General features: G+C 66.5%; 28 protein-coding genes and 2 pseudogenes. 26 read left to right on the top strand and 4 right to left on the bottom strand.

All coding sequences use genetic code 11. The features are described 5' to 3' along the window. Nucleotides 1-28 precede the first annotated feature (28 nt). The 4 genes from tuf to G6N20_RS13630 all read left to right on the top strand — a co-directional run bounded on the left by tuf (nt 29) and on the right by G6N20_RS13630 (nt 4,276). A complete protein-coding gene (gene tuf / locus G6N20_RS13645; protein WP_083045950.1) occupies nt 29-1,219 on the top strand; it encodes an elongation factor Tu in 1,191 nt (396 codons plus the stop codon). A gap of 130 nt (nt 1,220-1,349) precedes the next feature. Next, nucleotides 1,350-2,156 carry an SHOCT domain-containing protein gene (locus tag G6N20_RS13640; protein WP_083045949.1) on the top strand — a complete coding sequence of 269 codons (807 nt, stop codon included), beginning with the start codon at nt 1,350-1,352 and terminating at the stop codon, nt 2,154-2,156. Nucleotides 2,157-2,218: 62 nt separating this feature from the next. Beyond that, nucleotides 2,219-3,067 carry a mycofactocin-coupled SDR family oxidoreductase gene (locus G6N20_RS13635; RefSeq protein WP_276004240.1) on the top strand — a complete coding sequence of 283 codons (849 nt, stop codon included), beginning with the start codon at nt 2,219-2,221 and terminating at the stop codon, nt 3,065-3,067. A gap of 18 nt (nt 3,068-3,085) precedes the next feature. Continuing rightward, the gene (locus G6N20_RS13630; protein ID WP_142271820.1) at nt 3,086-4,276 is read left to right on the top strand and encodes an NAD(P)/FAD-dependent oxidoreductase; all 1,191 of its coding nucleotides are present in this window, start codon (nt 3,086-3,088) and stop codon (nt 4,274-4,276) included. A 2-nt stretch (nt 4,277-4,278) separates the two neighbouring features. Here G6N20_RS13630 and G6N20_RS13625 read toward each other — a convergent pair. Further along, nucleotides 4,279-4,483: pseudogene (locus tag G6N20_RS13625) on the bottom strand (PE family protein); the annotation flags it as partial. Nucleotides 4,484-4,547: 64 nt separating this feature from the next. On the opposite strand from G6N20_RS13625, the gene G6N20_RS13620 reads away from it, so the two are divergent. Beyond that, complete coding sequence (locus tag G6N20_RS13620) at nt 4,548-5,033, top strand: helix-turn-helix domain-containing protein (protein ID WP_083045981.1); 486 nt, start codon at nt 4,548-4,550, stop codon at nt 5,031-5,033. A 108-nt stretch (nt 5,034-5,141) separates the two neighbouring features. Further along, entirely contained in the window at nt 5,142-5,603 is a 462-nt protein-coding gene (locus G6N20_RS13615; RefSeq protein ID WP_324615391.1) for a DUF6036 family nucleotidyltransferase, read from the top strand. 326 nt (nt 5,604-5,929) lie between these two features. Here G6N20_RS13615 and G6N20_RS13610 read toward each other — a convergent pair whose 3' ends face one another. Beyond that, nucleotides 5,930-6,976 (bottom strand): DUF2332 domain-containing protein, encoded by a 1,047-nt coding sequence (locus G6N20_RS13610; RefSeq protein WP_083045946.1) that lies wholly within the window; start codon nt 6,974-6,976, stop codon nt 5,930-5,932. Beyond that, entirely contained in the window at nt 6,973-7,569 is a 597-nt protein-coding gene (gene mftR, locus G6N20_RS13605; RefSeq protein WP_083045945.1) for a mycofactocin system transcriptional regulator, read from the bottom strand. The genes G6N20_RS13610 and mftR overlap by 4 nt, the downstream gene beginning before the upstream one ends. A gap of 102 nt (nt 7,570-7,671) precedes the next feature. Here mftR and mftA point away from each other — a divergent pair, with 102 nt between their 5' ends. The 19 genes and pseudogenes from mftA (at nt 7,672) to rpsQ (ending at nt 20,696) form a co-directional block, all read left to right on the top strand. Beyond that, a complete protein-coding gene (gene mftA / locus G6N20_RS13600) occupies nt 7,672-7,761 on the top strand; it encodes a mycofactocin precursor MftA (RefSeq protein ID WP_083045944.1) in 90 nt (29 codons plus the stop codon). Further along, nucleotides 7,746-8,039 (top strand): mycofactocin biosynthesis chaperone MftB, encoded by a 294-nt coding sequence (mftB, locus tag G6N20_RS13595; protein WP_083045943.1) that lies wholly within the window; start codon nt 7,746-7,748, stop codon nt 8,037-8,039. Before mftA ends, mftB begins: the two co-directional genes overlap by 16 nt. Continuing rightward, entirely contained in the window at nt 8,036-9,214 is a 1,179-nt protein-coding gene (gene mftC / locus G6N20_RS13590; RefSeq protein WP_083045942.1) for a mycofactocin radical SAM maturase, read from the top strand. Before mftB ends, mftC begins: the two co-directional genes overlap by 4 nt. 2 nt (nt 9,215-9,216) lie before the next feature. Beyond that, on the top strand, nt 9,217-10,407 hold the full coding sequence (mftD, locus tag G6N20_RS13585) for a pre-mycofactocin synthase MftD (protein WP_083045941.1): 1,191 nt from the start codon (nt 9,217-9,219) through the stop codon (nt 10,405-10,407). A gap of 101 nt (nt 10,408-10,508) precedes the next feature. Next, nucleotides 10,509-11,240 carry a mycofactocin biosynthesis peptidyl-dipeptidase MftE gene (mftE, locus tag G6N20_RS13580; RefSeq protein ID WP_083045940.1) on the top strand — a complete coding sequence of 244 codons (732 nt, stop codon included), beginning with the start codon at nt 10,509-10,511 and terminating at the stop codon, nt 11,238-11,240. Next, nucleotides 11,237-11,316, top strand: a pseudogene (locus G6N20_RS22260) (hypothetical protein); the annotation flags it as partial. The gene mftE and the pseudogene G6N20_RS22260, both read left to right, overlap by 4 nt. A 402-nt stretch (nt 11,317-11,718) precedes the next feature. Next, nucleotides 11,719-13,131: a mycofactocin biosynthesis glycosyltransferase MftF gene (gene mftF, locus G6N20_RS13575; RefSeq protein WP_083045939.1), complete on the top strand. Its 1,413-nt coding sequence runs from the start codon at nt 11,719-11,721 to the stop codon at nt 13,129-13,131. Nucleotides 13,132-13,134: 3 nt separating this feature from the next. Next, nucleotides 13,135-14,574: a mycofactocin dehydrogenase MftG gene (mftG, locus tag G6N20_RS13570; protein ID WP_083045938.1), complete on the top strand. Its 1,440-nt coding sequence runs from the start codon at nt 13,135-13,137 to the stop codon at nt 14,572-14,574. Nucleotides 14,575-14,960: 386 nt separating this feature from the next. Continuing rightward, nucleotides 14,961-15,266, top strand: a complete 306-nt coding sequence (gene rpsJ, locus G6N20_RS13565) for a 30S ribosomal protein S10 (RefSeq protein ID WP_003873519.1) — start codon at nt 14,961-14,963, stop codon at nt 15,264-15,266. Between the two features lie 14 nt (nt 15,267-15,280). Further along, complete coding sequence (rplC, locus tag G6N20_RS13560) at nt 15,281-15,934, top strand: 50S ribosomal protein L3 (RefSeq protein WP_083045937.1); 654 nt, start codon at nt 15,281-15,283, stop codon at nt 15,932-15,934. Beyond that, a complete protein-coding gene (gene rplD / locus G6N20_RS13555; protein WP_083045936.1) occupies nt 15,934-16,596 on the top strand; it encodes a 50S ribosomal protein L4 in 663 nt (220 codons plus the stop codon). The genes rplC and rplD overlap by 1 nt, the downstream gene beginning before the upstream one ends. Beyond that, on the top strand, nt 16,596-16,898 hold the full coding sequence (gene rplW, locus G6N20_RS13550; protein ID WP_083045935.1) for a 50S ribosomal protein L23: 303 nt from the start codon (nt 16,596-16,598) through the stop codon (nt 16,896-16,898). Before rplD ends, rplW begins: the two co-directional genes overlap by 1 nt. Before the next feature lie 107 nt (nt 16,899-17,005). After that, entirely contained in the window at nt 17,006-17,848 is an 843-nt protein-coding gene (gene rplB / locus G6N20_RS13545) for a 50S ribosomal protein L2 (RefSeq protein WP_083045934.1), read from the top strand. Nucleotides 17,849-17,914: 66 nt separating this feature from the next. After that, nucleotides 17,915-18,196, top strand: a complete 282-nt coding sequence (rpsS, locus tag G6N20_RS13540) for a 30S ribosomal protein S19 (RefSeq protein WP_083045933.1) — start codon at nt 17,915-17,917, stop codon at nt 18,194-18,196. A gap of 37 nt (nt 18,197-18,233) precedes the next feature. Then, the gene (gene rplV / locus G6N20_RS13535; protein ID WP_083045932.1) at nt 18,234-18,809 is read left to right on the top strand and encodes a 50S ribosomal protein L22; all 576 of its coding nucleotides are present in this window, start codon (nt 18,234-18,236) and stop codon (nt 18,807-18,809) included. Continuing rightward, a complete protein-coding gene (gene rpsC, locus G6N20_RS13530; RefSeq protein WP_083045931.1) occupies nt 18,809-19,651 on the top strand; it encodes a 30S ribosomal protein S3 in 843 nt (280 codons plus the stop codon). Before rplV ends, rpsC begins: the two co-directional genes overlap by 1 nt. A 3-nt stretch (nt 19,652-19,654) precedes the next feature. Then, nucleotides 19,655-20,071, top strand: a complete 417-nt coding sequence (gene rplP, locus G6N20_RS13525; protein ID WP_083045930.1) for a 50S ribosomal protein L16 — start codon at nt 19,655-19,657, stop codon at nt 20,069-20,071. After that, nucleotides 20,071-20,313, top strand: a complete 243-nt coding sequence (gene rpmC, locus G6N20_RS13520) for a 50S ribosomal protein L29 (protein ID WP_083045929.1) — start codon at nt 20,071-20,073, stop codon at nt 20,311-20,313. The genes rplP and rpmC overlap by 1 nt, the downstream gene beginning before the upstream one ends. After that, a complete protein-coding gene (gene rpsQ / locus G6N20_RS13515) occupies nt 20,310-20,696 on the top strand; it encodes a 30S ribosomal protein S17 (RefSeq protein WP_142271819.1) in 387 nt (128 codons plus the stop codon). The genes rpmC and rpsQ overlap by 4 nt, the downstream gene beginning before the upstream one ends. Nucleotides 20,697-21,296: 600 nt before the next feature. On the opposite strand, the gene G6N20_RS13510 is transcribed toward rpsQ, so the two are convergent. Then, the gene (locus G6N20_RS13510; protein WP_083045927.1) at nt 21,297-21,983 is read right to left on the bottom strand and encodes a class I SAM-dependent methyltransferase; all 687 of its coding nucleotides are present in this window, start codon (nt 21,981-21,983) and stop codon (nt 21,297-21,299) included. A gap of 117 nt (nt 21,984-22,100) precedes the next feature. Between G6N20_RS13510 and G6N20_RS13505 the strand changes: the two genes are divergently transcribed. Further along, on the top strand, nt 22,101-23,345 hold the full coding sequence (locus G6N20_RS13505) for a cytochrome P450 (RefSeq protein ID WP_142271818.1): 1,245 nt from the start codon (nt 22,101-22,103) through the stop codon (nt 23,343-23,345). Nucleotides 23,346-23,356 lie beyond the last annotated feature (11 nt).

Genomic DNA, 23,356 nt, shown 5'->3' with positions numbered 1-23,356 from the left:
GCACCAACAAGTCCAGGAGGACATAGAAGTGGCCAAGGCGAAGTTCCAGCGGACCAAGCCCCACGTCAACATCGGGACCATCGGTCACGTTGACCACGGCAAGACCACACTGACCGCGGCCATCACCAAGGTCCTGCACGACAAGTTTCCGGATTTGAACGAGACCAAGGCGTTCGATCAGATCGACAACGCGCCCGAGGAGCGTCAGCGCGGCATCACGATCAACATCGCGCACGTGGAATACCAGACCGAGAAGCGTCACTACGCGCATGTCGACGCTCCTGGTCACGCCGACTACATCAAGAACATGATCACCGGCGCCGCCCAGATGGACGGCGCGATCCTGGTGGTCGCGGCCACCGACGGCCCGATGCCGCAGACCCGCGAGCATGTGCTGCTGGCCCGTCAGGTGGGCGTGCCCTACATCCTCGTTGCGTTGAACAAGGCTGACGCCGTTGACGACGAGGAGCTGCTGGAACTCGTCGAGATGGAGGTCCGTGAGCTGTTGGCGGCCCAGGAATTCGACGAGGACGCTCCCGTCGTTCGGGTCTCGGCGCTCAAGGCCCTCGAGGGCGATCCCAAGTGGGTTGCCTCGGTCGAGGAGCTGCTGCAAGCGGTTGACGAGTCGATTCCCGACCCCGTTCGCGACACCGACAAGCCGTTCCTGATGCCCGTCGAGGACGTCTTCACCATCACCGGGCGCGGCACCGTGGTCACCGGGCGCGTGGAGCGCGGCGTGATCAACGTCAACGAGGAAGTCGAGATCGTCGGCATCCGCCCGTCGACCACCAAGACCACGGTTACCGGCGTCGAGATGTTCCGCAAGCTGCTCGACCAGGGCCAAGCCGGCGACAACGTCGGGTTGCTGCTGCGTGGCGTCAAGCGTGAGGATGTCGAGCGCGGCCAGGTCGTGACCAAACCCGGGACCACCACGCCGCACACCGAGTTCGAGGGTCAGGTCTACATCCTGTCCAAGGACGAGGGTGGCCGGCACACCCCGTTCTTCACCAACTATCGTCCGCAGTTCTACTTCCGCACCACCGACGTGACCGGTGTGGTGACGCTGCCGGAAGGCACCGAGATGGTGATGCCCGGCGACAACACCAACATCTCGGTGAAGCTGATCCAGCCCGTCGCCATGGACGAGGGTCTGCGATTTGCGATCCGCGAGGGTGGCCGCACCGTCGGCGCCGGCCGGGTCACCAAGATCATCAAGTAGCCCACGGCGCGAGCAGACGCAAAAGCCCCCAAAACCGTTGGTTTTCGGGGGCTTTTGCGTCTGCTCGCGCGAGTGCCCGGCGTGGGCGCTACCCTGACAGGAACTTTCCGGCAAGGCAAGGAGCAGGCACGTGTTGGCGCGCTACCTGAAGATGCAGTTGTTGGTGCTGTTGTGCGGCGGCCTGGTCGGGCCGATCTTTTTGATCGTCTACTTCGCCCTCGGGCTGGGCAGCTTGTTGTCGTGGATGTTCTATGTGGGTCTGATCATCACGGCCGCGGACGTGCTTGTCGCGCTGGCGTTGACCAACTGGGGCGCGAAGACGGCCGCCAAGACCGCCGAGCTGGAGCGCAGCGGGGTGTTGGCGCTCGCGCAGATCACCGGCCTCAGCGAGACGGGGACCCGGATCAACGAGCAGCCGGTGGTGAGGGTGCACCTGCACATCGCCGGACCCGGGATCGTGCCGTTCGACGGTGAAGACCGGGTGATCGCCAGCGTGACCCGGTTGGGCAACCTCACGGCGCGAAAACTGGTGGTGCTGGTGAATCCCGCCACGAAGCAGTACCTCATCGACTGGGAGCGCAGCGCTTTGGTCAACGGGCTGGTGCCCGCGCAGTTCACCGTGGCCGAAGACAACAAGACCTACGACTTGAGCGGGCAGGCCGAACCGCTGATGGAGATCCTGCAGATCCTCAAGGCGAACGGCATTCCGCTCAACCGGATGGTTGACATCCGATCGAATCCGGCCTTGCGCCAGCAGATCCAGGCGGTGGTACGCCGGGCCGCCGCGCAGCAGACGCCTTCAGTGGCCGCCCCGGCCCCGGCCGCCCAGGCCTCGATCGCCGAGCGGCTGCAGGAGCTGGAGTCGCTGCGAGCCAGTGGTGTGGTGAACGATGAGGAGTACACCGCCCGGCGAGCCCAGATCATCGCCGAAATCTGAGCCGACCCGAGGCCGAGTGAGAACTGAGTTAGAACACGTTACAGTTTGGTTGCTAGCCTGGCATGCGGCGGAAAGGGCGGTGCGTGGCCGAGCACACCGGGTCACTACAGGGGCGGGTGGCATTTGTTACCGGCGCCGCCCGCGCCCAGGGACGGTCGCATGCGGTGCGGTTAGCCCGCGAAGGCGCCGACGTCATCGTTTCGGACATCTGCGCGCCGGTGTCGCCCAGTGTCAGGTATCCGCCGGCCACCCCAGAGGATCTGCGCGAGACCGTCCGCGCGGTGGAGGTCGAGGGCCGCAAGGTGCTGGCACGCGAGGTGGACATCCGCGACGACGCGGCGCTGCGACAGCTGGTGGCCGACGGTGTCGAGCAGTTCGGCCGTCTGGACATCGTGGTGGCCAACGCCGGGGTGCTGGGCTGGGGCCGGCTCTGGGAGCTCACCGACGAGCAGTGGGACACGGTCATCGGGGTGAACCTGACCGGCACCTGGCGCACCCTGCGCGCGACGGTGCCCGCGATGATCGAGGCCGGCAACGGGGGCTCCATCGTGGTGGTCAGCTCGTCGGCGGGTCTGAAGGCCACCCCGGGCAATGGCCATTACGCGGCCAGCAAGCATGGACTGACGGCGCTGACCAACACGTTGGCGCTCGAGCTGGGCGAATACGGCATCCGGGTCAACTCGATTCACCCCTATTCGGTCGACTCCCCGATGATCGAGCCGGAGGCGATGATGCAGACGTTCGCCAAACATCCCAGTTTCGTGCACAGCTTTCCGCCAATGCCGTTGCAGCCCAAGGGATTTATGATGCCAGATGAGGTGTCTGATGTCGTCGTGTGGCTGGCCGGGGATGGCTCGGGTACGTTGTCGGGCACGCAGATCCCGGTCGACAAGGGCGCCTTGAAGTATTGACCCGCGATCGGGTATGAACTGCACGTGACCAGCGCAGGGGTAACCAAGGGCATCGTGATCGTCGGCGGTGGGTTGGGCGCGGCTCGGACCGCCGAGCAGCTGCGTCGGGCGGGCTATGCGGGTCGTCTCACCATCGTCAGCGACGAGGTGCATCTGCCCTACGATCGGCCGCCGCTGTCCAAGGAAGTGCTGCGCAGCGAGGTCGACGACGTCGCCCTCAAACCCCGCGAGTGGTACGACGAGAACGACATCACCCTGCGCCTGGGTTCGGCGGCCACCGGCCTGGACACCGCCGCCCAGACTGTGACGCTGGCCGATGGATCCGTGCTCGGCTACGACGAGCTCGTCATCGCTACCGGTTTGGTGCCCAAGCGCATTCCGACGTTCCCAGATCTCGACGGCATTCGGGTGCTGCGGTCGTTCGACGAGAGCATGGCGTTGCGCGCCCACGCGTCGGCCGCCACTCACGCCGTGGTCATCGGTGCCGGCTTCATCGGTTGCGAGGTGGCGGCCAGCCTGCGCGGCCTGGGTGTGGACGTGGTGCTGGTCGAGCCGCAGCCGACGCCCCTGGCCGCGGTGCTCGGCGAGCAGATCGGCGCGCTGGTGACGCGGCTGCATTGCGCGGAGGGCGTCGACGTGCGCACCGGTGTCGGGGTCGCCGAGGTGCGCGGCAACGGACACGTCGACACGGTGGTGTTGACGGACGGCTCGGAACTGCGGGCCGATCTGGTGGTCGTGGGTATCGGGTCACACCCGGCGACCGACTGGCTGCAGGGTAGCAGCGTGCAGGTCGACAACGGTGTGATCTGCGACGAAGCCGGACGCACCAGCGCTCCCAACGTGTGGGCGGTCGGTGACGTCGCCTCCTGGCGCGATCGGATGGGGCACCAAGCGCGTGTGGAACATTGGAGCAACGTCGCCGATCAGGCCCGCGTGGTGGTGCCCGCGATGCTAGGGGCCGACGTGCCGTCGAACGTGGTCGTGCCGTACTTCTGGAGTGACCAGTATGACGTCAAGATCCAGTGCCTGGGTGAGCCGCACGCCACCGATATCGTCCATCTCATCGAGGACGACGGCCGCAAGTTCCTAGCCTATTACGAGCGCGACGGTGTGCTGGTCGGCGTGGTCGGCGGCGGGTTGCCCGGCAAGGTCATGAAGACACGCGCCAAGATCGCCGCCGGCACGCCCATTTCGGAAATGCTGGACTAACCCCGCCGCCTGCGCGGTGAGGGCCTGATAGGCCTGACCGTGCGCCCCGAACAGCGCCGCGATGGCCGCCGACACCTCATCGGCGCCCGCGGCCAGCAGCCCCGTCGTGGGTGCCGCCGCGGCCGCGGCGGCCATGCTGATCGCCGAACCGATACTCGCCAAATCCGAAGCCGCCGCGGCTAGGGCTTCTGGTGCCGCGAGGGCCACTCACCTATAGCATATAGTGCTATAGTTAGTTATGAGCGATCGGAGTGACGTACTGCGGACGGTGATGCACGAAACAGGCACCACCCAGTCCGAGCTGTCTCGGCTCAGCGGTGTACACCAGCCGAGCATCAGCCAGTTCCTCTCCGACAAGGTTGAACTCAGCGATGAGCAGCTCGACCGGCTGCTGTCCTGCATGGGCTACCGACTCGAAATCACCCGCCAACCAGTCACTCCCGACCTGACACGTTCAGAACGCCGCTCGTGGAAGCTGCACCGCGAGCTGGCCAGACACCTGACGCGTTCGACCCTCACACAATGGCGACCAACGATCGAGCGCAACCTGCGACGATTGCGGTCCGGCGTGACCGGTCAGCCTCACTTGAGAAACCTCGACCGCTGGGAATCGCTAGTGAAACACGGCGACGTAGGAGGCCTTCATCGCGTCCTCACTGGCCTCGGCCGGGATTGCATCGAGATGCGCGAAGTCTCACCGATGGGTGGACTGCTCCCCGAGGAGGAGCGCCTCCGCGTTTTGCGCACGGTGCGCTGATGCGGCGCGACCAGCTCGAGCACGCTATCCGGGCGGCCTGCCAAATCGCTGGCCTGACCGAAGTGATCATCGTCGGCTCCCAAGCGATCCTCGGCACGTACACCGAAGATGAGCTGCCCTTCTACGCCACCAGGTCGGTGGAAATCGACGTTCTACCGATCGCCGACGACACCGGCGAAATCGCCCGTATCGCAGACGAAATCGAAGGAGCCGCAGGCGAGTTCTCCCAGTTCGCGCAACTTCACGGCTTCAGTATCGACGGCGTGGACCTGCAGACCTCTCCCCGACGGATGGCGCGATCGACTGGTCAAAGTCCAAAACGAGAACACAGCCGCCCCATCGGGAGAACCTCGGTTCATCGGATGGTGCCTCGACAAGGAAGATCTGTGTGTCGCGAAACTGTGCGCCCTCCGAGAGAAGGACCAGAATTTCGTCGACGCATTGATCACCGCTGACCTTGTTGACCCGCAGCTGATCGCTACCCGCCTCGCGACCGTTCCCGAACGGTATCGGAGAGCTTCTAAACGAGCAACCAGCTGGCTCGCTCACCGCACGAACAGCGTTGAGTAGCGGTGCGGCAGACGTGCAAGCACGTATACCAACTTGGGGCAGGTTATTCCCCGGAATTATGGCTCTTCTGACCATTCCGTGGGTCGGTTCTTGGCCTGGGTAGGCGCACGTCGTTGTCGCTTAAGGTTTCTGGCTTGTCAAGGGTCAGGAACCAAAGGAGCCATCAACGACGTGCGCAATGTCAGGTTATGGCGTGGGCTGTTGGTGTCGATAAGCGGACGGTGATTGAGGACATCGAGGTCGACGAGGAGGGAGTCCGGTTTGGCGCTCCCAACCGTTATCGCCGCGGTTGCGGGCCAAACTCCGACGGCGGAAGTGCAAAAAATCTAGTGCCAGTTCACTGGCGGACCGTGCGGATGGCATTCGCCCAAGATCCTCGTCTCGCCGCCCGGCCAGCTGGTAGCGCGCACCAGGAACTTGAGCCCAGCACTGGGCCGATCCCGCGCGGGCTCCAGGCTGAGGTGCGCGAACGGCCAGTGGGCATCGGCCTGGGCGGCCAGCGTGTCGATGGCCGCGCCCACCGTGGCCTGTTCGTCGGCGGACAGGTATTGCCAGGTGATCGAATGCCACAGCACGGTCAGCGCGCCCCCGGCTAGCTTCAGGCCCGCGACCGCGCTGGCCGCCGTCTGCCGCTCCAGCCGCGCCGGGACGGTCCGGGCCACGGCGATGGCACCGCGCAGCCGGCTCATCCGGGCGGCCTGGTCGGGCCAGACGTAGCTCAACACCGTCATTTCCCCGTCGGCGCCGGTGACGTCGACGGGCGCAATGTCATACCCGTGCCGCTCGATGACGCGCACCGCATCATTCGGCGGCAGCTTGCCGCGCCACGCGTCGTCGATCGCCACCGGCGAGTCGGCCGGTCCCCACTGCCCGCCGGCGTGACGGTAGTGGTACCGATCGGCCCGCAGGTTCAGCCCGGCGCTCGCACCGATCTCGAAAAGCCGTATCGGCAAATCGAATCCGTGGTTGATGCGCAGCAAGGCGCCGATCAGCGCGGCGGATCGGCCCACCTCGTTGGTCTGTGGTGGTTGCTCGAGCGCCGCACGCAGCCAGTCGGCATGGCCGGACGCGGTGCGCACGATGTCGGGCCAGGCGGTCGCGGACTGCCAGCTACCGCCGGTGCTGGGATACCAGCGGCGCAAAGCGGGTGCCCGGCCGTCGAGCACCAACCGGTGCAGCCCGCCGAGCAGTCTCAGTGGCACCGCTTGACGTGCTGGGGCTTGGTCGTGGCCGGACAGAATCGTCGCGAAGACGCCGCCGGATTCGACGTCGCCGGCCACCAGCTCACACAGCTCGCCGTACATCGGCGAGCCGGCGGAGGTGCAGAACCTGCCCTGTGAGCGCAGGTCCTGCAGCAGGTGCCCGGTGGTCATCGGCCCAGCCGGTCCAGTCCGGCGCCGACCACGTCGAACGCTTTCCCGAGCGCCTCGGGCAGCGCACCGGATCCGTCGGCCAGCCAGTGTTCGTAGGCCGACAGCGCGACCCCGAGCATCGTCCAGGCGACCGTCTGGGGCAGCAGGTCGGTCGTCTTGAGTCCCAGCCGGCGGGCTACGAACTGCGCGATCACCCCCCGCCAGCCGGCGTACATGGTCATCGAGTAGGCCTGCAGTTCGGGGGTTTGCAGGATGACCCGCATGCGCCGGCGGTGCCGGACGGTCTCGGATTCGTCGAAGGTGTTGAAGGCCAACAGCGCCGCGCGCAGCGCCGCGCCCAACCGAACCCCCGGGTCGACATGGTCGAGCAGGTTGCGCAGGCGGCCGAGGTGGGTGTCGAAGTCACCCCAGGGTATGGCGTTCTTGGAGGGGTAGTAGCGGAACAGGGTCCGGCGGGAGATGCCGGCGGCCCGGGCGACGTCGTCGACGCTGACGACGGCGAAACCCCGGGCGGCGAACAGGTCGAGGGCAACATCGGTGATGTGCTGCGGTGTCGTCGAGCGGCGCCGGCCCACCCGGGACTCGTGCAGCATAAGACCCCACCCTTCCATTTCGGCACTCGATGCCATATTCTGGCGACGATTGTGACCGGAGCAACTCGTTGTTGTCGAGTCCTGACCGAGAGGCGAATTCCCATGGACCACGAGACCGATCCTGGCACCGAGCTCGTCGCCGAGACGCTGGTTGAAGAGGTGTCCATCGACGGCATGTGCGGGGTCTACTGATCGGCGTGTTCGACCCGCTGCGCGGCTGGCGGTTGCACCCCCAGGTGGCGATCCGGCCGGAGCCGTTTGGTGCGCTGCTCTATCACTTCGGCACGCGTCGGCTGTCGTTTCTGAAAAACCGCAGGATGCTGACGGTGGTGCGGACGCTGGCCGACCATCCCGATGCCCGGTCCGCCTGCCGGGCCGCTGGGGTCGCCGACCCCGACCAGGGCCCGTACCTGCATGCGCTGGGTGTACTGGCCCGCTCCGACATGCTGGTGCCGCAGGAGGTCCGATGACATCGACGCTGATCGAGCAGTTCGAGCACGGACTGGACGCGCCCATCTGCCTGACCTGGGAGCTGACCTACGCCTGCAACCTGGCGTGTGTGCACTGCCTGTCGTCCTCGGGCAGGCGCGACCCCCGCGAGCTGTCCACTCGTCAGTGCAAGGACATCATCGACGAGTTGGAACGCATGCAGGTGTTCTACGTCAACATCGGCGGTGGCGAGCCCACGGTGCGCCCGGACTTCTGGGAGCTGGTGGATTACGCCACCGCGCACCGCGTCGGGGTGAAGTTCTCCACCAACGGCGTCCGGATCACCCCCGAGGTGGCCGCGAGGTTGGCGGCCAGCGACTACGTGGATGTGCAGGTCTCACTCGACGGCGCCACCGCCGAGGTCAACGACGCCGTTCGCGGCCCGGGGTCGTTCGCGATGGCGGTTGATGCGCTGCAGAACCTGGCAGCGGCGGGATTTGGCAAGCCTGGTGGAGGCGCCAAGGTCTCCGTCGTGGTCACCCGGCACAACGTCGACCAGCTCGACGATTTCGCAACCCTGGCAAGCCGTTTCGGGGCAACCCTGCGGATCACCCGGCTGCGGCCGTCCGGGCGGGGTGCGGACGTCTGGGACGATCTGCACCCCACCGCCGCCCAGCAGGTGCAGCTGTATGACTGGCTGGTCGCCAAGGGTGAGCGAGTGCTGACCGGCGATTCGTTCTTCCATCTCTCGCCGCTGGGCTCCGCCGGCGCGCTGGCCGGCCTCAACATGTGCGGGGCCGGCCGGGTGGTGTGCCTCATCGACCCGGTCGGCGACGTATACGCCTGTCCGTTCGCCATCCATGAGCGTTTCCTGGCGGGAAATGTGTTGTCCGACGGCGGGTTTGACAACATCTGGAAGAACGCGCCGTTGTTTCAGGAACTGCGCGCGCCGCAGTCGGCCGGGGCCTGCGCTGGCTGCGGGCATTACGACGGCTGCCGGGGCGGTTGCATGGCGGCGAAATTCTTCACCGGCCTGCCGACCGCCGGGCCGGATCCCGAATGCGTGCAAGGCCACGGCGCACCGGCGCTGGCGCGGAAGCGGGACACCCCGCGGGCCCGTGTCGATCACTCCCGGGGCACCGGCATCCGGGCACCGGTGCCCCTGACCCTGTCCAGGCGACCCCCCGCGCGCCGCTGCGACGAAAGTCCGGTGTAGCCATGGCCGAAGCCTGGTTCGAAACGGTGGCCATCGCCCAGCGACGCGCGAAACGTCGGCTGCCAAAATCGGTTTACTCGTCCCTGATCGCGGCGAGTGAGCAGGGAATCACGGTCGCCGACAATGTCGCAGCGTTCAGCGAACTCGGCTTCGCCCCGCATGTCGTCGGTGCGACCGAAAAGCGTGATTTGTCGACCACCGTGATGGGACAAGATATTTCGCTGCCGGTAATCATTTCGCCGACCGGTGTCCAGGCGGTCGACCCCGATGGTGAGGTAGCCGTCGCCCGGGCCGCGGCCGCCCGCGGCACGGCGATGGGGTTGTCTTCGTTTGCCAGCAAGCCGATCGAGGAAGTCATCGCCGCCAACCCCAAGACCTTCTTCCAGATCTACTGGCTCGGCGGGCGTGACGCCATCGCCGAGCGCGTGGAGCGAGCCCGGCAGGCCGGCGCGGTCGGGTTGATCGTCACCACCGACTGGACGTTCGCGCACGGACGCGACTGGGGCAGCCCCAAGATCCCCGAAGAGATGAGCCTGAAGACCATGGTGCGGATGTCTCCGGAGGCGATCGCCCGCCCGAGATGGCTGTGGAAGTTCGCCAGGACGCGGCGGCCGCCCAGCTTGCGGGTGCCCAACCTGGGCCGCCGCGGCGAGCGCGGCCCACGGTTCTTTGCCGCCTACCGCGAGTGGCTGGGCACCGCACCGCCGACCTGGGAAGACATCGCCTGGCTGCGCCGGTTGTGGGGCGGACCGTTCATGCTCAAGGGTGTCATGCGGGTCGACGACGCCAAAAGAGCGGTGGATGCTGGTGTTTCGGCGATCTCGGTGTCCAACCACGGCGGCAACAATCTGGACGGCACACCCGCATCGATCCGGGCCCTGCCCGCCGTGGCGGCGGCGGTCGGCGACCAGATCGAGGTGTTGTTGGACGGCGGCATCCGGCGGGGCGGCGACGTCGTCAAGGCGGTGGCGCTGGGCGCGCGTGCGGTGATGATCGGCCGCGCCTACCTGTGGGGCCTGGCCGCGGCCGGACAATCCGGCGTCGAGAATGTCCTTGACATCCTGCGCGGTGGCATGGACTCGGCGCTGATGGGTCTGGGACGTTCATCCGTGCGCGACCTGTGTCCCGACGACATCCTGGTCCCCGCGGGCTTCACCCGGGAATTGGGTGTGCCCGCCCTCGGCAACGCTTGATACGCGCGTGGCGGTCGTGGCAGAAGAGCAGAGTTCCCGGCCCCTCCATTGTCAGAATGGAAAAAATTTCAATAGGTAGGGCAACAATTGGTGCACGCCAGGTGAATTCGTCCTACCATCGGCAAGTGCTGCCCGTACTCGGCGAACTGGCGACTGCGACCTCGGGGCAACTGTCGACAGCCACCTCGCCGTCAATCGTGATCCCGCTGGGGTCCACCGAACAACACGGTCCCCATCTGCCGCTGGATACCGACACCCGGATCGCGACAGCGGTCGCCAGCGCGGTCGCCGCACGCGTCGACTGGTTGCTGGCACCGGCCATCGCCTATGGCGCCAGTGGTGAGCACCAGGGTTTCGCCGGAACGATCTCCATCGGCACCGAAGCGCTGACCCTGCTTTTGGTGGAGTATGGCCGATCGGCCGCCAGCTGGGCCCGGCGGCTGGTTTTCGTCAACGGCCACGGCGGCAACGTCGCCGCCTTGCATCGTGCGGTGAGTTTGCTGCGAGCCGAAGGTCGCGACGCTGGATGGTGCCCGTGCAGCTCCGAGGGTGGTGACGCTCATGCCGGACACACCGAAACATCGCTGTTGCTGCATATTTCGCCGGCCCAGGTGCGCACCGGCCGGTGGCGCGCCGGTAACCAAGCGCCGCTGACCGAGTTGTTGCCGGCGATTCGCCGCGGGGGTGTCGCGGCGGTCAGCGAGCTGGGGGTGCTCGGCGACCCGACCGCCGCAACCGTGGCCGAGGGGAAGCGCATCTTTGCGGAGATGGTCGACGATTGTGTGTGTCGGGTCGTGCGATGGGCGCCAAACCCCGACGGGATGCTGACATGACCGCGCCGGCGACGATGCAGAGCGAAAGCGATGAGGAGGAGCGGCGCTCGTGACCGCGCCGGCGACGATGCAGAGCGAAAGCGATGAGGAGGAGCGGCGCTCGTGACCGCGCCGGCGACGATGCAGAGCGAAAGCGATGAGGAGGAGCGGCGCTCGTGACCCGCCGGCGACGATGCAGAGCGAAAGCGATGAGGAGGAGCGGCGCTCGTGACCGCGCCGGCGACGATGCAGAGCGAAAGCGATGAGGAGGAGCGGCGCTCGTGACCGCGCCGGCGACGATGCAGAGCGAAAGCGATGAGGAGGAGCGGCGCTCGTGACCGCGCCGGCGACGATGCAGAGCGAAAGCGATGAGGAGGAGCGGCGCTCGTGACCGCGCCGGCGACGATGCAGAGCGAAAGCGATGAGGAGGAGCGGCGCTCGTGACCGCGCCGGCGACGATGCAGAGCGAAAGCGATGAGGAGGAGCGGCGCTCGTGACCATGACACAAGCCCGGCTGCCTAACGGGTTCGCCGTGCAGGTGGACCGCCGCGTGCGCGTGCTCGGCGACGGCTCGGCCTTGCTCGGGGGCTCACCGACCCGGTTGCTGCGGTTGGCGCCCGCTGCCCAGGAGATGCTCTGCGACGGCCGCCTCAAGGTGCGCGACGAGGTCAGCGCCCAGCTGGCCCGCACCCTGCTGGACGCCACAGTGGCGCATCCACGGCCGGCCAGTGGTCCGTCCCATCGCGATGTCACCGTCGTTATCCCGGTCCGGGACAACGTATCTGGCGTCCGCCGGTTGGTGGCTTCGCTACGCGGACTACGCGTGATCGTGGTGGACGACGGTTCGGTGCGCCCAATCGAACTGGCGGATTTCACCGGCGCGCACTGTGACATCGAGGTGCTGCACCACCCGCGCAGCAAGGGGCCGGCGGCGGCCCGCAACAGCGGGCTGGCGGCCTGCACCACCGACTTTGTGGCCTTCCTGGATTCCGACGTGGCACCGCGGCGCGGGTGGCTAGAGGCCCTGCTCGGCCACTTCTGTGATCCCACCGTCGCGCTGGTGGCACCCCGGATCATCGGCTTGTCGCAGAACGAGAACGTGGTGGCACGCTACGAGGCGGTGCGCTCGTCACTGGACCTCGGCCAGCGTGAAGCACCGGTGTTGCCGCATAGCACGGTGTCCTACGTTCCCAGCGCCGCGATCATCTGCCGCTGCGCTGCGCTGCGGGAGGTCGGCGGATTCGACGAGACCCTGCACTCCGGCGAGGACGTGGACCTGTGCTGGCGGCTCATCGAAGCCGGCGCCCGGCTGCGCTACGAGCCGGTTGCGCTGGTCGCGCACGATCATCGGACCGAACTGCGCGATTGGGTCGCGCGCAAAGCGTATTACGGGGGCTCGGCGGCCCCACTGGCTGTGCGCCACCCCGACAAGATCGCGCCGTTGGTAATCTCCGGCGGGGCGTTGATGGCGTGGGTCCTGGTGTCCTTTGGAACCGGCATTGGCCGGCTGGCGTCGGTCGTGTTCGCCTTGTTGACGGGTCGCCGGATCGCCAAGGCCATGCGCGGTGCTGAGACGTCGCTGTGGGACGTGTGCGTGGTCGTCACCCGCGGCCTGTGGTCGGCGGCGCTGCAGTTGGCATCGGCCCTGTGCCGGCACTACTGGCCGGTGGCATTGGTCGCGGCCATGGTGTCCCGCCATTGTCGACGGGTGGTGGTGATTGCCGCGATCGTCGACGGCGTGGTGGACTGGCTGGGCCGCCGGGACGCCACCGACGGGGGCGCCGAACCCATCGGATTGCTGACCTTTCTGCTGCTCAAACGCGTCGATGACTTGGCCTACGGGATCGGCCTGTGGTACGGGGTGCTGCGCGAACGCAACGTCGGCGCGCTCAAACCGCAGATTCGGACGTAACGATTGACGCCGGCCGCCCGGCACAGCGATGTGCTGATCGTCGGCGCGGGAAGCGCTGGATCAGTTGTTGCCGAGCGTCTTTCGGCGGATCCTGATCGTGTGGTGACCGTGCTCGAGGCCGGCCCGGGACTGGCCGATCCGGGGCTGCTGGCCCAGACCGCCGACGGGTTGCGGCTGCCGATCGGGGCCGGCAGCCCGTTGGTGCGGCGTTATCGGACCCAGCTGACCGATCGGCCGGTCCGCCGGCTGTCGATCGTGCGCGGAGCGACGGTCGGCGGTTCGGGCGCCATCAACGGCGGGTACTTCTGTCGCGGCCTGCCGCGCGATTTCGATGGCTACTCCATCCCCGGCTGGGCCTGGTCCGATGTTGTCGAACACTTTCGGGCAATCGAAACCGACCTGGATTTCGCGGGTCCCGCCCACGGCACCGCTGGGCCCATTCCGGTTCGGCGGACACACGAAATGACCGGCCCCACAGAACGTTTCATTGCAGCCGCCCAGCGTGCCGGGTTTGCCTGGATTGCCGACCTCAATGACGTTGGACACCCGCCGGCCGTGGGAGTGGGTGCGGTCCCGCTCAACATCGTCGACGGTGTTCGGACCGGCCCGGGGTCCGCCTTCCTGATGCCCGCGCTGAACCGGGCCAACCTGACTGTGCTGGACCGGACGCAAGCGCTGCGCGTGCGCCTCTCCGGCACCGCCGCGGTGGGTGTCGACGCCATCGGCCCCGAGGGGGAAATGCTGTTGACCGCTGACCGAATAGTGTTGTGTGCCGGGGCGATTCAGTCAGCGCAGCTGTTGATGCTTTCCGGCATCGGTGATCAGGCGATGCTGCGGGCGGCGGGGGTGGCAGTGGTGGCGCCGCTACCGGTGGGGATGTGCTGCAGCGACCATCCCGAATGGGTGCTGCCCACCACCTGGAACGTGGCTGCCGGCCGGCCGGTGCTGGAAGTGGTGCTCAATACCTTCGATGATATTGAGATCCGACCTTATACAGGCGGTTTCGTGGCGATGACCGGAGGCATCAGCCCGGGGCACCCCGACTGGCCACACGTCGGGATTGCGCTCATGCGGCCACGTGCGCGCGGGCGCCTCACATTGGTATCGGCCGATCCGCGAATGGCGCCCCGCATCGAGCATCGGTACGACAGTGAGCCCGACGATATCGCCGCGCTGCGCCGGGGCACCGAATTGGCCCGCGAGTTGGTTGGTTCGGCAACCGGACTCGGGGAACCGGCCTGGTCGACGTCGCAGCACCTGTGTGGTTCCGCCCCGATGGGCACCGACGATGACCGCAACGCCGTCGTCGATGGGCGATGCCGGGTGCGCGGCATCGAGAACCTGTGGGTGATCGACGGGTCCGTGTTGCCCACGATCACCAGCCGCGGTCCGCACGCCACGATCGTGATGCTGGCCCACCGCGCTGCCGAGTTCGTCCGATGACGACGGCACCCCTCACCGGGCCGCGGTCGGGTCACCGCGGCGACATCGGGGAGCTGTTCTGAACCCTACCGAGATTTGGTCGAGGCGGTGATCTAGGGCATACTGTTCAGGTTGTCTTGCGCCGGGTTTTCGCCTGGCCGGGCATACGACCAGCGCCCATACGGGCGCGTCCGGTCCCATCCTTGGCGAGCGACCCAACTGGCCGCGGGCAAGGCTGTATGCGGGTGACACGCCCGAGCGCGGGGCCGGTGGACCACGACAGGTAAACAGCGGCGGGGTATCCGGCGCGACGCCAGATCGGTCCAGATGGGCCGGGCCGATCGGCGCGCTGGGGGCAACGGGCGCAGAAATGGGCCCCAGGAACATGGGAGTGAGGTAGGACAAGCGTGGCGGGACAGAAGATCCGCATCAGGCTGAAGGCCTACGACCATGAGGCTATTGATGCTTCGGCGCGCAAGATCGTCGAGACCGTCGTCCGTACCGGTGCCAGCGTCGTGGGTCCGGTGCCGCTGCCGACCGAGAAGAACGTGTATTGCGTCATCCGCTCTCCGCACAAGTACAAGGATTCGCGGGAGCATTTCGAGATGCGCACCCACAAGCGGTTGATCGACATTCTCGACCCGACGCCAAAGACCGTTGACGCCCTGATGCGCATCGATCTGCCGGCCAGTGTCGACGTCAACATCCAGTAGGAGATTCTTCAGCGATGGCGCGCAAGGGCATTCTCGGTACCAAGCTGGGCATGACGCAGGTGTTCGACGAGAACAACAAGGTCGTCCCGGTCACCGTGGTCAAGGCGGGTCCGAACGTGGTGACCCGCATCCGCACGCCGGAGCGGGACGGTTACAGCGCTGTGCAATTGGCCTACGGCGAGATCAGTCCGCGCAAGGTCAACAAGCCGCAGACCGGCCAGTACACCGCCGCGGGGGTCAACCCGAGGCGTCACTTGGCCGAGCTGCGGTTGGATGACCCGGAGGCGGCGGCCGAGTATCAGGTTGGCCAGGAGCTGACGGCGGAGATCTTCACCGACGGCAGCTATGTTGACGTCACCGGTACGTCCAAGGGCAAGGGTTTTGCCGGCACCATGAAACGGCACGGCTTTCGTGGGCAAGGCGCCAGCCACGGCGCCCAGGCGGTGCATCGCCGTCCGGGCTCCATCGGCGGCTGTGCCACGCCGGCGCGGGTGTTCAAGGGCACCCGGATGGCCGGTCGGATGGGCAATGCCCGGGTGACCGTGCAAAACCTGTTGGTGCACAAGGTCGATGCCGAGAACGGCGTGTTGCTGATCAAGGGCGCGGTGCCCGGCCGCACCGGTGGACTCGTCATGGTCCGCAGCGCGATCAAGCGAGGTGAGAACTGATGGCAGCCAAGACTCTCAAGATCGACGTCAAGACGCCGGCGGGCAAGGTCGCCGGAACCATCGAGCTGCCGGCCGAGCTGTTCGACGTGCCGGCGAACATCGCGCTGATGCATCAGGTGGTCACCGCGCAGCGGGCGGCGGCACGGCAGGGTACCCACTCGACGAAGACGCGCGGCGAGGTCAGTGGGGGTGGCCGCAAGCCCTACCGGCAGAAGGGGACGGGCCGCGCCCGGCAGGGCTCGACGCGGGCCCCGCAGTTCACCGGCGGTGGTGTCGTGCACGGACCCAGGCCGCGCGACTACAGCCAGCGCACCCCTAAGAAGATGATCGCCGCGGCATTGCGTGGGGCGCTGTCCGACCGGGCCCGCAACGGGCGCATCCACGCGGTCACCGAGCTGGTGGAGGGTCAGACCCCTTCCACCAAGAGCGCCAAGGCATTCCTGGCCACGCTCACCGATCGCAAACAGGTGCTGGTGGTCATCGGGCGCAGCGACGAGGCCGGTGCGAAGAGCGTGCGCAATTTGCCCGGTGTGCACGTCCTGGCGCCCGACCAGCTCAACACCTATGACGTGCTGCGGGCCGACGATGTGATCTTCAGCGTCGAGGCGCTGGACGCCTACATCGCGGCCAACACCAATACTCCCGAGGAGGTTTCAGCCTGATGGCGACCATCGCTGATCCCCGCGACATCATCCTGGCCCCGGTCATCTCGGAAAAGTCTTACGGGTTGCTCGACAACAACGTGTACACCTTCGTGGTGCGCCCCGATTCCAACAAGACACAGATCAAGATCGCGGTCGAGAAGATCTTTGCCGTCAAGGTCGAATCGGTGAACACCGCCAACCGACAAGGCAAGCGTAAGCGCACCCGGACCGGATACGGCAGGCGCAAGAACGTCAAGCACGCCATCGTCACCCTGGCGCCCGGCAGCAAACCGATCGACCTATTCGGAACACCGACCTAGCCCGGCGATGATGCAGAGCGAAGCGATGAGGTGGGCGGGGGACGAAGCGATGAGAAGGAGCTGGGCAATTGAGCCCAGCCCGGCGTGACAGAAAGACCCGATTCGACATGGCAATTCGCAAGTACAAGCCGACGACCCCCGGTCGTCGCGGCGCCAGCGTGTCCGATTTTGCTGAAATCACCCGGTCAACCCCGGAGAAGTCGTTGGTGCGGCCGTTACACGGTCGTGGTGGCCGCAACGCGCACGGGCGGATCACCACCCGCCACCAGGGCGGCGGTCACAAGCGCGCTTACCGGCTCATCGACTTCCGCCGCAACGACAAGGACGGTGTCAACGCCAAGGTCGCGCACATCGAATACGACCCGAACCGCACGGCACGTATCGCTTTGCTCCACTACCTCGACGGCGAGAAACGCTACATCATCGCGCCCAACGGACTTTCGCAGGGTGATGTGGTGGAGTCCGGCCCCAACGCCGACATCAAGCCGGGCAACAACCTGCCGCTGCGCAACATCCCGGCCGGGACCTTGGTGCACGCGGTGGAGCTTCGGCCCGGGGGAGGCGCCAAGCTTGCCCGCTCGGCCGGGTCCAGCATCCAGCTGCTCGGCAAGGAGGGCAGCTACGCGTCGTTACGTATGCCCAGTGGTGAGATCCGCCGGGTCGACGTTCGCTGCCGCGCCACGGTCGGCGAGGTCGGCAATGCCGAGCAGGCAAACATCAACTGGGGCAAGGCCGGTCGTATGCGGTGGAAAGGCAAGCGTCCGTCGGTTCGCGGTGTGGTGATGAACCCGGTGGACCACCCGCACGGCGGCGGCGAGGGTAAGAGCTCCGGTGGCCGTCACCCGGTCAGCCCATGGGGTAGGCCCGAGGGTCGCACCCGCAACCGGAACAAGGCCAGCAACAAACTCATCGTCCGACGCCGCCGCACCGGCAAGAAGCACGGGCGTTAGCCCGCCGACGATGCAGAGCGCAGCGATGAGGAGGAGCCGGGCAATGAGACGTAGGAGTAGCCAACCATGCCACGCAGCCTGAAGAAGGGTCCGTTCGTGGACGCCCATCTGCTCAAGAAGGTCGACGCACAGAACGAGAAGAACACCAAGCAGGTCATCAAGACCTGGTCGCGGCGGTCGACCATCATTCCGGACTTCATCGGCCACACCTTCGCCGTGCACGATGGACGCAAACACGTGCCGGTGTTTGTCACCGAGGCGATGGTGGGCCACAAGCTGGGTGAGTTCGCGCCGACGCGCACCTTCAAGGGGCACATCAAAGACGACCGGAAATCCAAGCGGCGATGAGCGCGCGCACAACGAGATTGAAAATCAAGGACCACAGATGAGCAGCACTACCGAATATCCGTCGGCGGTGGCCAAGGCACGGTTTGTGCGGGTATCGCCGAGAAAGGCCCGCCGGGTCATCGACCTGGTGCGGGGTAGGTCGGTGGCCGACGCGCTCGACATCCTGCGCTGGGCGCCACAGGCCGCCAGCGAGCCGGTGGCCAAGGTGATCGCCAGCGCCGCGGCCAACGCGCAGAACAACAACGGGCTGGACCCGGCGACCCTGGTGGTCGCCACCGTCTACGCCGACGAGGGCCCGACCGCCAAGCGGATCCGCCCGCGTGCCCAGGGGCGCGCGTTCCGGATCCGCCGGCGCACCAGCCACATCACCGTCGTGGTGGAAAGCAGGCCGACGAAGGACGTGAGGTCGTCGCGGGCCCGCCGCGCCGAGGCCAGCAAGGCCGCCGCGAAGGCACCCGCCAAGGCACCTGCCAAGAAGGCGGCCACGAAGGCGCCGGCCAAGAAGGCACCCGCCGGTTCAGGTGCCGCGAAGGCACCCGCCAAGAAGGCATCGGCAACGAAAGCATCTACCAAGACGTCTGAGGCCGCTGACGCGAAGGGAGGCTCAGACTAGTGGGCCAGAAGATCAATCCGCACGGTTTCCGGCTGGGCATCACCACCGACTGGAAGTCGCGCTGGTATGCCGACAAGCAATACGCCGAGTATGTCAAGGAGGACGTCGCGATCCGCCGGCTGCTCTCCAGCGGCCTGGAACGTGCGGGCATTGCCGATGTGGAGATCGAGCGAACCCGAGACCGGGTCCGGGTGGACATCCACACCGCCCGTCCGGGCATCGTGATCGGCCGGCGTGGCACCGAGGCGGACCGGATCCGCGCAGACCTGGAGAAGCTCACCGGCAAGCAGGTCCAGCTCAACATCCTCGAGGTCAAAAACCCCGAGTCGCAAGCGCAATTGGTGGCCCAAGGGGTTGCCGAACAGTTGAGCAACCGGGTGGCGTTCCGGCGTGCCATGCGCAAGGCCATCCAGTCGGCGATGCGTCAGCCCAACGTCAAGGGCATCCGGGTGCAGTGCTCGGGCCGCCTCGGCGGAGCGGAAATGAGCCGTTCGGAGTTCTACCGCGAGGGCCGCGTCCCGCTGCACACGTTGCGCGCCGACATCGACTACGGCTTGTACGAGGCCAAGACCACTTTCGGCCGGATCGGTGTGAAGGTGTGGATCTACAAGGGCGACATCGTCGGCGGCAAACGCGAATTGGTCGCCGCGACGGCCGCGGGCGCCGAGCGTCCGCGCCGGGAGCGTCCGTCGGGCACCCGTCCGCGTCGCAGCGGCGCCTCGGGCACCACGGCAACCGGTACCGACGCCGGTAGGGCCGTCGGCGGCGACGAAGGCGCTGAGACCGCCGGCACGGCGGCCGATGGCGCGGCCGCGCCGACCCTTGAAGCGCAGGAGAGCTGAATCATGTTGATTCCCCGCAAGGTCAAGCACCGCAAGCAACATCATCCGCGACAACGCGGCATCGCCAGCGGCGGCACGACGGTGAACTTCGGCGAGTATGGTATCCAGGCCCTCGAGCACGCCTACGTCACCAACCGGCAGATCGAGTCCGCTCGTATCGCCATCAACCGGCACATCAAGCGCGGCGGCAAGGTGTGGATCAACATCTTCCCCGACCGCCCGTTGACCAAAAAGCCCGCGGAGACCCGGATGGGTTCGGGTAAGGGCTCACCGGAGTGGTGGGTGGTCAACGTCAAGCCGGGCCGGGTGCTGTTCGAGCTGAGCTACCCCAACGAACAGACCGCCCGGGCGGCGCTCACCCGCGCAATCCACAAGTTGCCGCTCAAGGCGCGCATCATCACCCGAGAGGAGCAGTTCTGATGGCGGTGGGAGTTTCCCCTGGCGAACTGCGTGAGCTCACCGACGAAGAGCTGACCGAGCGGTTGCGCGAATCCAAGGAAGAGCTATTCAATCTGCGCTTCCAGATGGCGACCGGGCAGCTCAACAACAACCGCCGGCTCCGCACGGTGCGTCAGGAAATCGCGCGCATCTACACCGTGCTGCGCGAACGAGAGTTGGGCCTGGCATCCGGACCCGGTGACGCCGACGAGAAGGAATCGTGATGGCAGAGGCTAAGACCCCCGCGAAGGCCGCCCCTAAAGCCGCCAAGAAGACGGCCCCCAAGGTGGCCGACCCCACGCCGGCAGCCGCGTCGAAAGAGAAGGGCCCCAAGCACACTCCGCGCACCCTAAAGCCGCGCGGTCGCCGCAAGACGCGCATCGGCTATGTGGTCAGCGACAAGATGCAGAAGACCATCGTGGTCGAGTTGGAAGACCGCATGCGGCACCCGCTGTACGGCAAGATCATCCGGACCACCAAGAAGGTCAAGGCACACGACGAGAACAGCATCGCCGGTATCGGCGACCGGGTGTCGCTGATGGAGACCAGACCGCTGTCGGCCACCAAGCGCTGGCGGCTGGTTGAGATCCTGGAGAAGGCCAAGTAGCGGCCAGGTCTTCATGACGTGCCCGCCCGGCGGGGATGCCCGACTGTTCGTGGGCTGCTTCCGCGGAGCTGACGGGCGGGTTGGCAAACCACGTGGAGGACAAACGCTTGTCCATCGGTTGTAGGACGTGAAATTCGTCCACCGAGGTCCGCCGATCGATGGATATCGATTGTCGATCGCGCTGCTAACTTCGGTCTAGTCGCTCGCGTAGGCCCACTTTGTGCGGCAATGGTCGGCCGGTGGGTCGAGATGGAGGAAATGTTATGCCCCTCGAAGTTCTGCTCTGCGAAAACGAGGTCGTGTACTTGGTGCCTCTCTGCAAGAGCTGACGGCATCATCGGCTGAGCGGTACCGCCCCCAGCCCAAGTAGCCCCGCGCGATGCGTCCGCTGCAGCTGGATACCACGTGCGGATTCCGGTTGTTGGCTTGGATTTCCCGTTGTTCGTGCGGCGCTCTGCCATTCGTGGAAATGGTGGGCCCGCGCGGATCCGGTGGGCGAAGGAGGTGATTTCATGTCCCACGAAATTCTGTTCTGCGAAAACGAGGTCGTGTACTCGTTGCCCATCTTCCGGGCGGACGACACCGAGAACTGACGTCGAATCAAGGGCGCGGCGTGGCGTGCAACCACGGGGTCGCATCTGGGTCGGCGGTTGTCAGGACGAGCCCGGCCCGCGCGAGTTCGGCGCGCAGTGCCTCGGGGCTGACTTGCTCCATGGTCACCGGTTGGCGCCACAGCCGGCCGTCGGCGGCCAAGGTGAATTCACCCTGGCAGACGCCATCGCGGTTGGACTGGATGGTCAAGGTCGTCGTTACCGCCCCGATCGTTGTGGTTTGTGCCCAGCCCGCCGGCCGCGCGGCCAGTAACGAGGGCGGTGCCCACTGGATGATTGCCTGCCCGCTCGGTGCGACGTGAAAGGCCACCGTCGCCAACACCGATCTGCGCAGTGAAGTTCCCAGATAATTGACCATGTTGCCGATCAGCAGGACGGCATCGAACTTCTCGGCCAGCCGGAGATCTTCGATGCGGGCCTGAACTTTTCGTGCGTAACGGACATTGGCCAGCATGTCGGGCGAATCGTCGACAGCGACGACCCGGTGACCGAGCTGGGCCAGTGGGTCGGCGACCCGTCCCGTGCCGGCGCCGAGGTCGAGCACCGAACTGTTAGGCCGCAGCAGCGACCGGATGTGCTCGAGTTCGCCCAGCGAGGGCAATCGGCGGTAGATCTCGACCACGGTGCCGTCGGCTGCTACGGCGCTGGCATCGCCCGCTGTTGTGTCGTCAGACATGGAAATCGTCCTTCGGACCGGCCGGTATGCTGTCGACCCTACGTGACGGTGGCCGGCGCAGCCCCCGGACGTGCGCCGATCTTCCGGTCAGCCCGGCGGGCGTGATCCCATGGTGTGGTGCGCCCCAGCAGTTCTGTCGATGGCTGGCCGTCCGGTATCGATCTCACCGATCCGGACACCTTTGCGAACGGCTTCCCTCACGACGTATTCGAGATCCATCGACAGCGAGCCCCGGTGTTTTGGCACGAGCCCACCGTGCACACACCCGACGGTGAAGGCTTCTGGTCGGTAGCTACCTATGCGCAAACCGTTGCAGTGCTGCGTGATCCAGTGACCTATTCGTCGGTCACCGGCGGCCAGCGGCCGTTCGGCGGCACGCTGCTGCAGGATATGCCGATCGCCGGCCAGGTGCTCAGCATGATGGACGATCCGCGTCATGCGGAGATCCGGCGGCTGGTCAGCTCCGGGCTGGGACCGCGGATGATTCGCCGGGTCGAGGATGACCTGCGCCGGCGGGCCCGCCGTCTGGTCGACCGGATCGAGCCCGGGGTGGCGTGTGACTTCGCGGTGGATATTGCCCCCGAACTGCCGATGCAGACGATCTGCACGCTGCTCGGCATCCCGGAGACCGACCGGCATTGGCTGTTGGCGGAGTTCGAGTCCGGGTTCGACTTCCGCGGCCCCCACACGGCGTACGTGTCATGGGTGTTCGGGGAGAGCCCCGAATCGAGAAGGGATGCCTACGGACGGGAGCTGATTGCGCGCAAACGCGCTGAACCGGTCGATGACATGCTGTCGATCGTCGCCAACGCCACCATCGACGGCGCGCCGGTGCTGTCGGACGCCGAGGTGTACCTGTTCTTCCATCAACTGTTCAGCGCGGGCACCGACACCACCCGTAACGCCATCGCCGGCGGGCTGCTCGCCCTTGCCGAAAATCCGGACCAACTGCGGCAACTGCGTGGTGACTTGGGATTGTTGCCATCGGCGATCGAGGAGATGGTGCGGTGGACAACGCCGTCACCGTCGAAGCGGCGCACTGCTACCCGGGCCACCATGTTGGGCGGCCAATCGATCGAGCCCGGGCAGAAGGTGGTGGTGTGGGAGGGCTCGGCCAACCGCGATGCCGGTGTGTTCGATCGCGCACACCAGTTCGACATCACCCGCACGCCCAATCCGCACCTGGGCTTCGGCCAAGGTGTGCACTACTGCCTGGGCGCTAACCTGGCCCGGCTGGAGCTGCGGGTGTTTTTCGAGGAGCTGCTGCCGCGCTTTCAGCACATCCAGGTCGCCGCGCCCGTCGCATGGACTCGTAGCAATCGGCGCAACGGACCGCAGCAGCTGATCGTCGAGTTCCGCTGACCGCCTGTCTC

It is taken from the genome of Mycobacterium shinjukuense, from assembly GCF_010730055.1.
Taxonomy (GTDB): domain Bacteria; phylum Actinomycetota; class Actinomycetes; order Mycobacteriales; family Mycobacteriaceae; genus Mycobacterium; species Mycobacterium shinjukuense.
The sequence above is the reverse complement of the archived record's forward strand: the minus strand, read 5'-3'. Positions and strand labels throughout refer to the sequence as shown.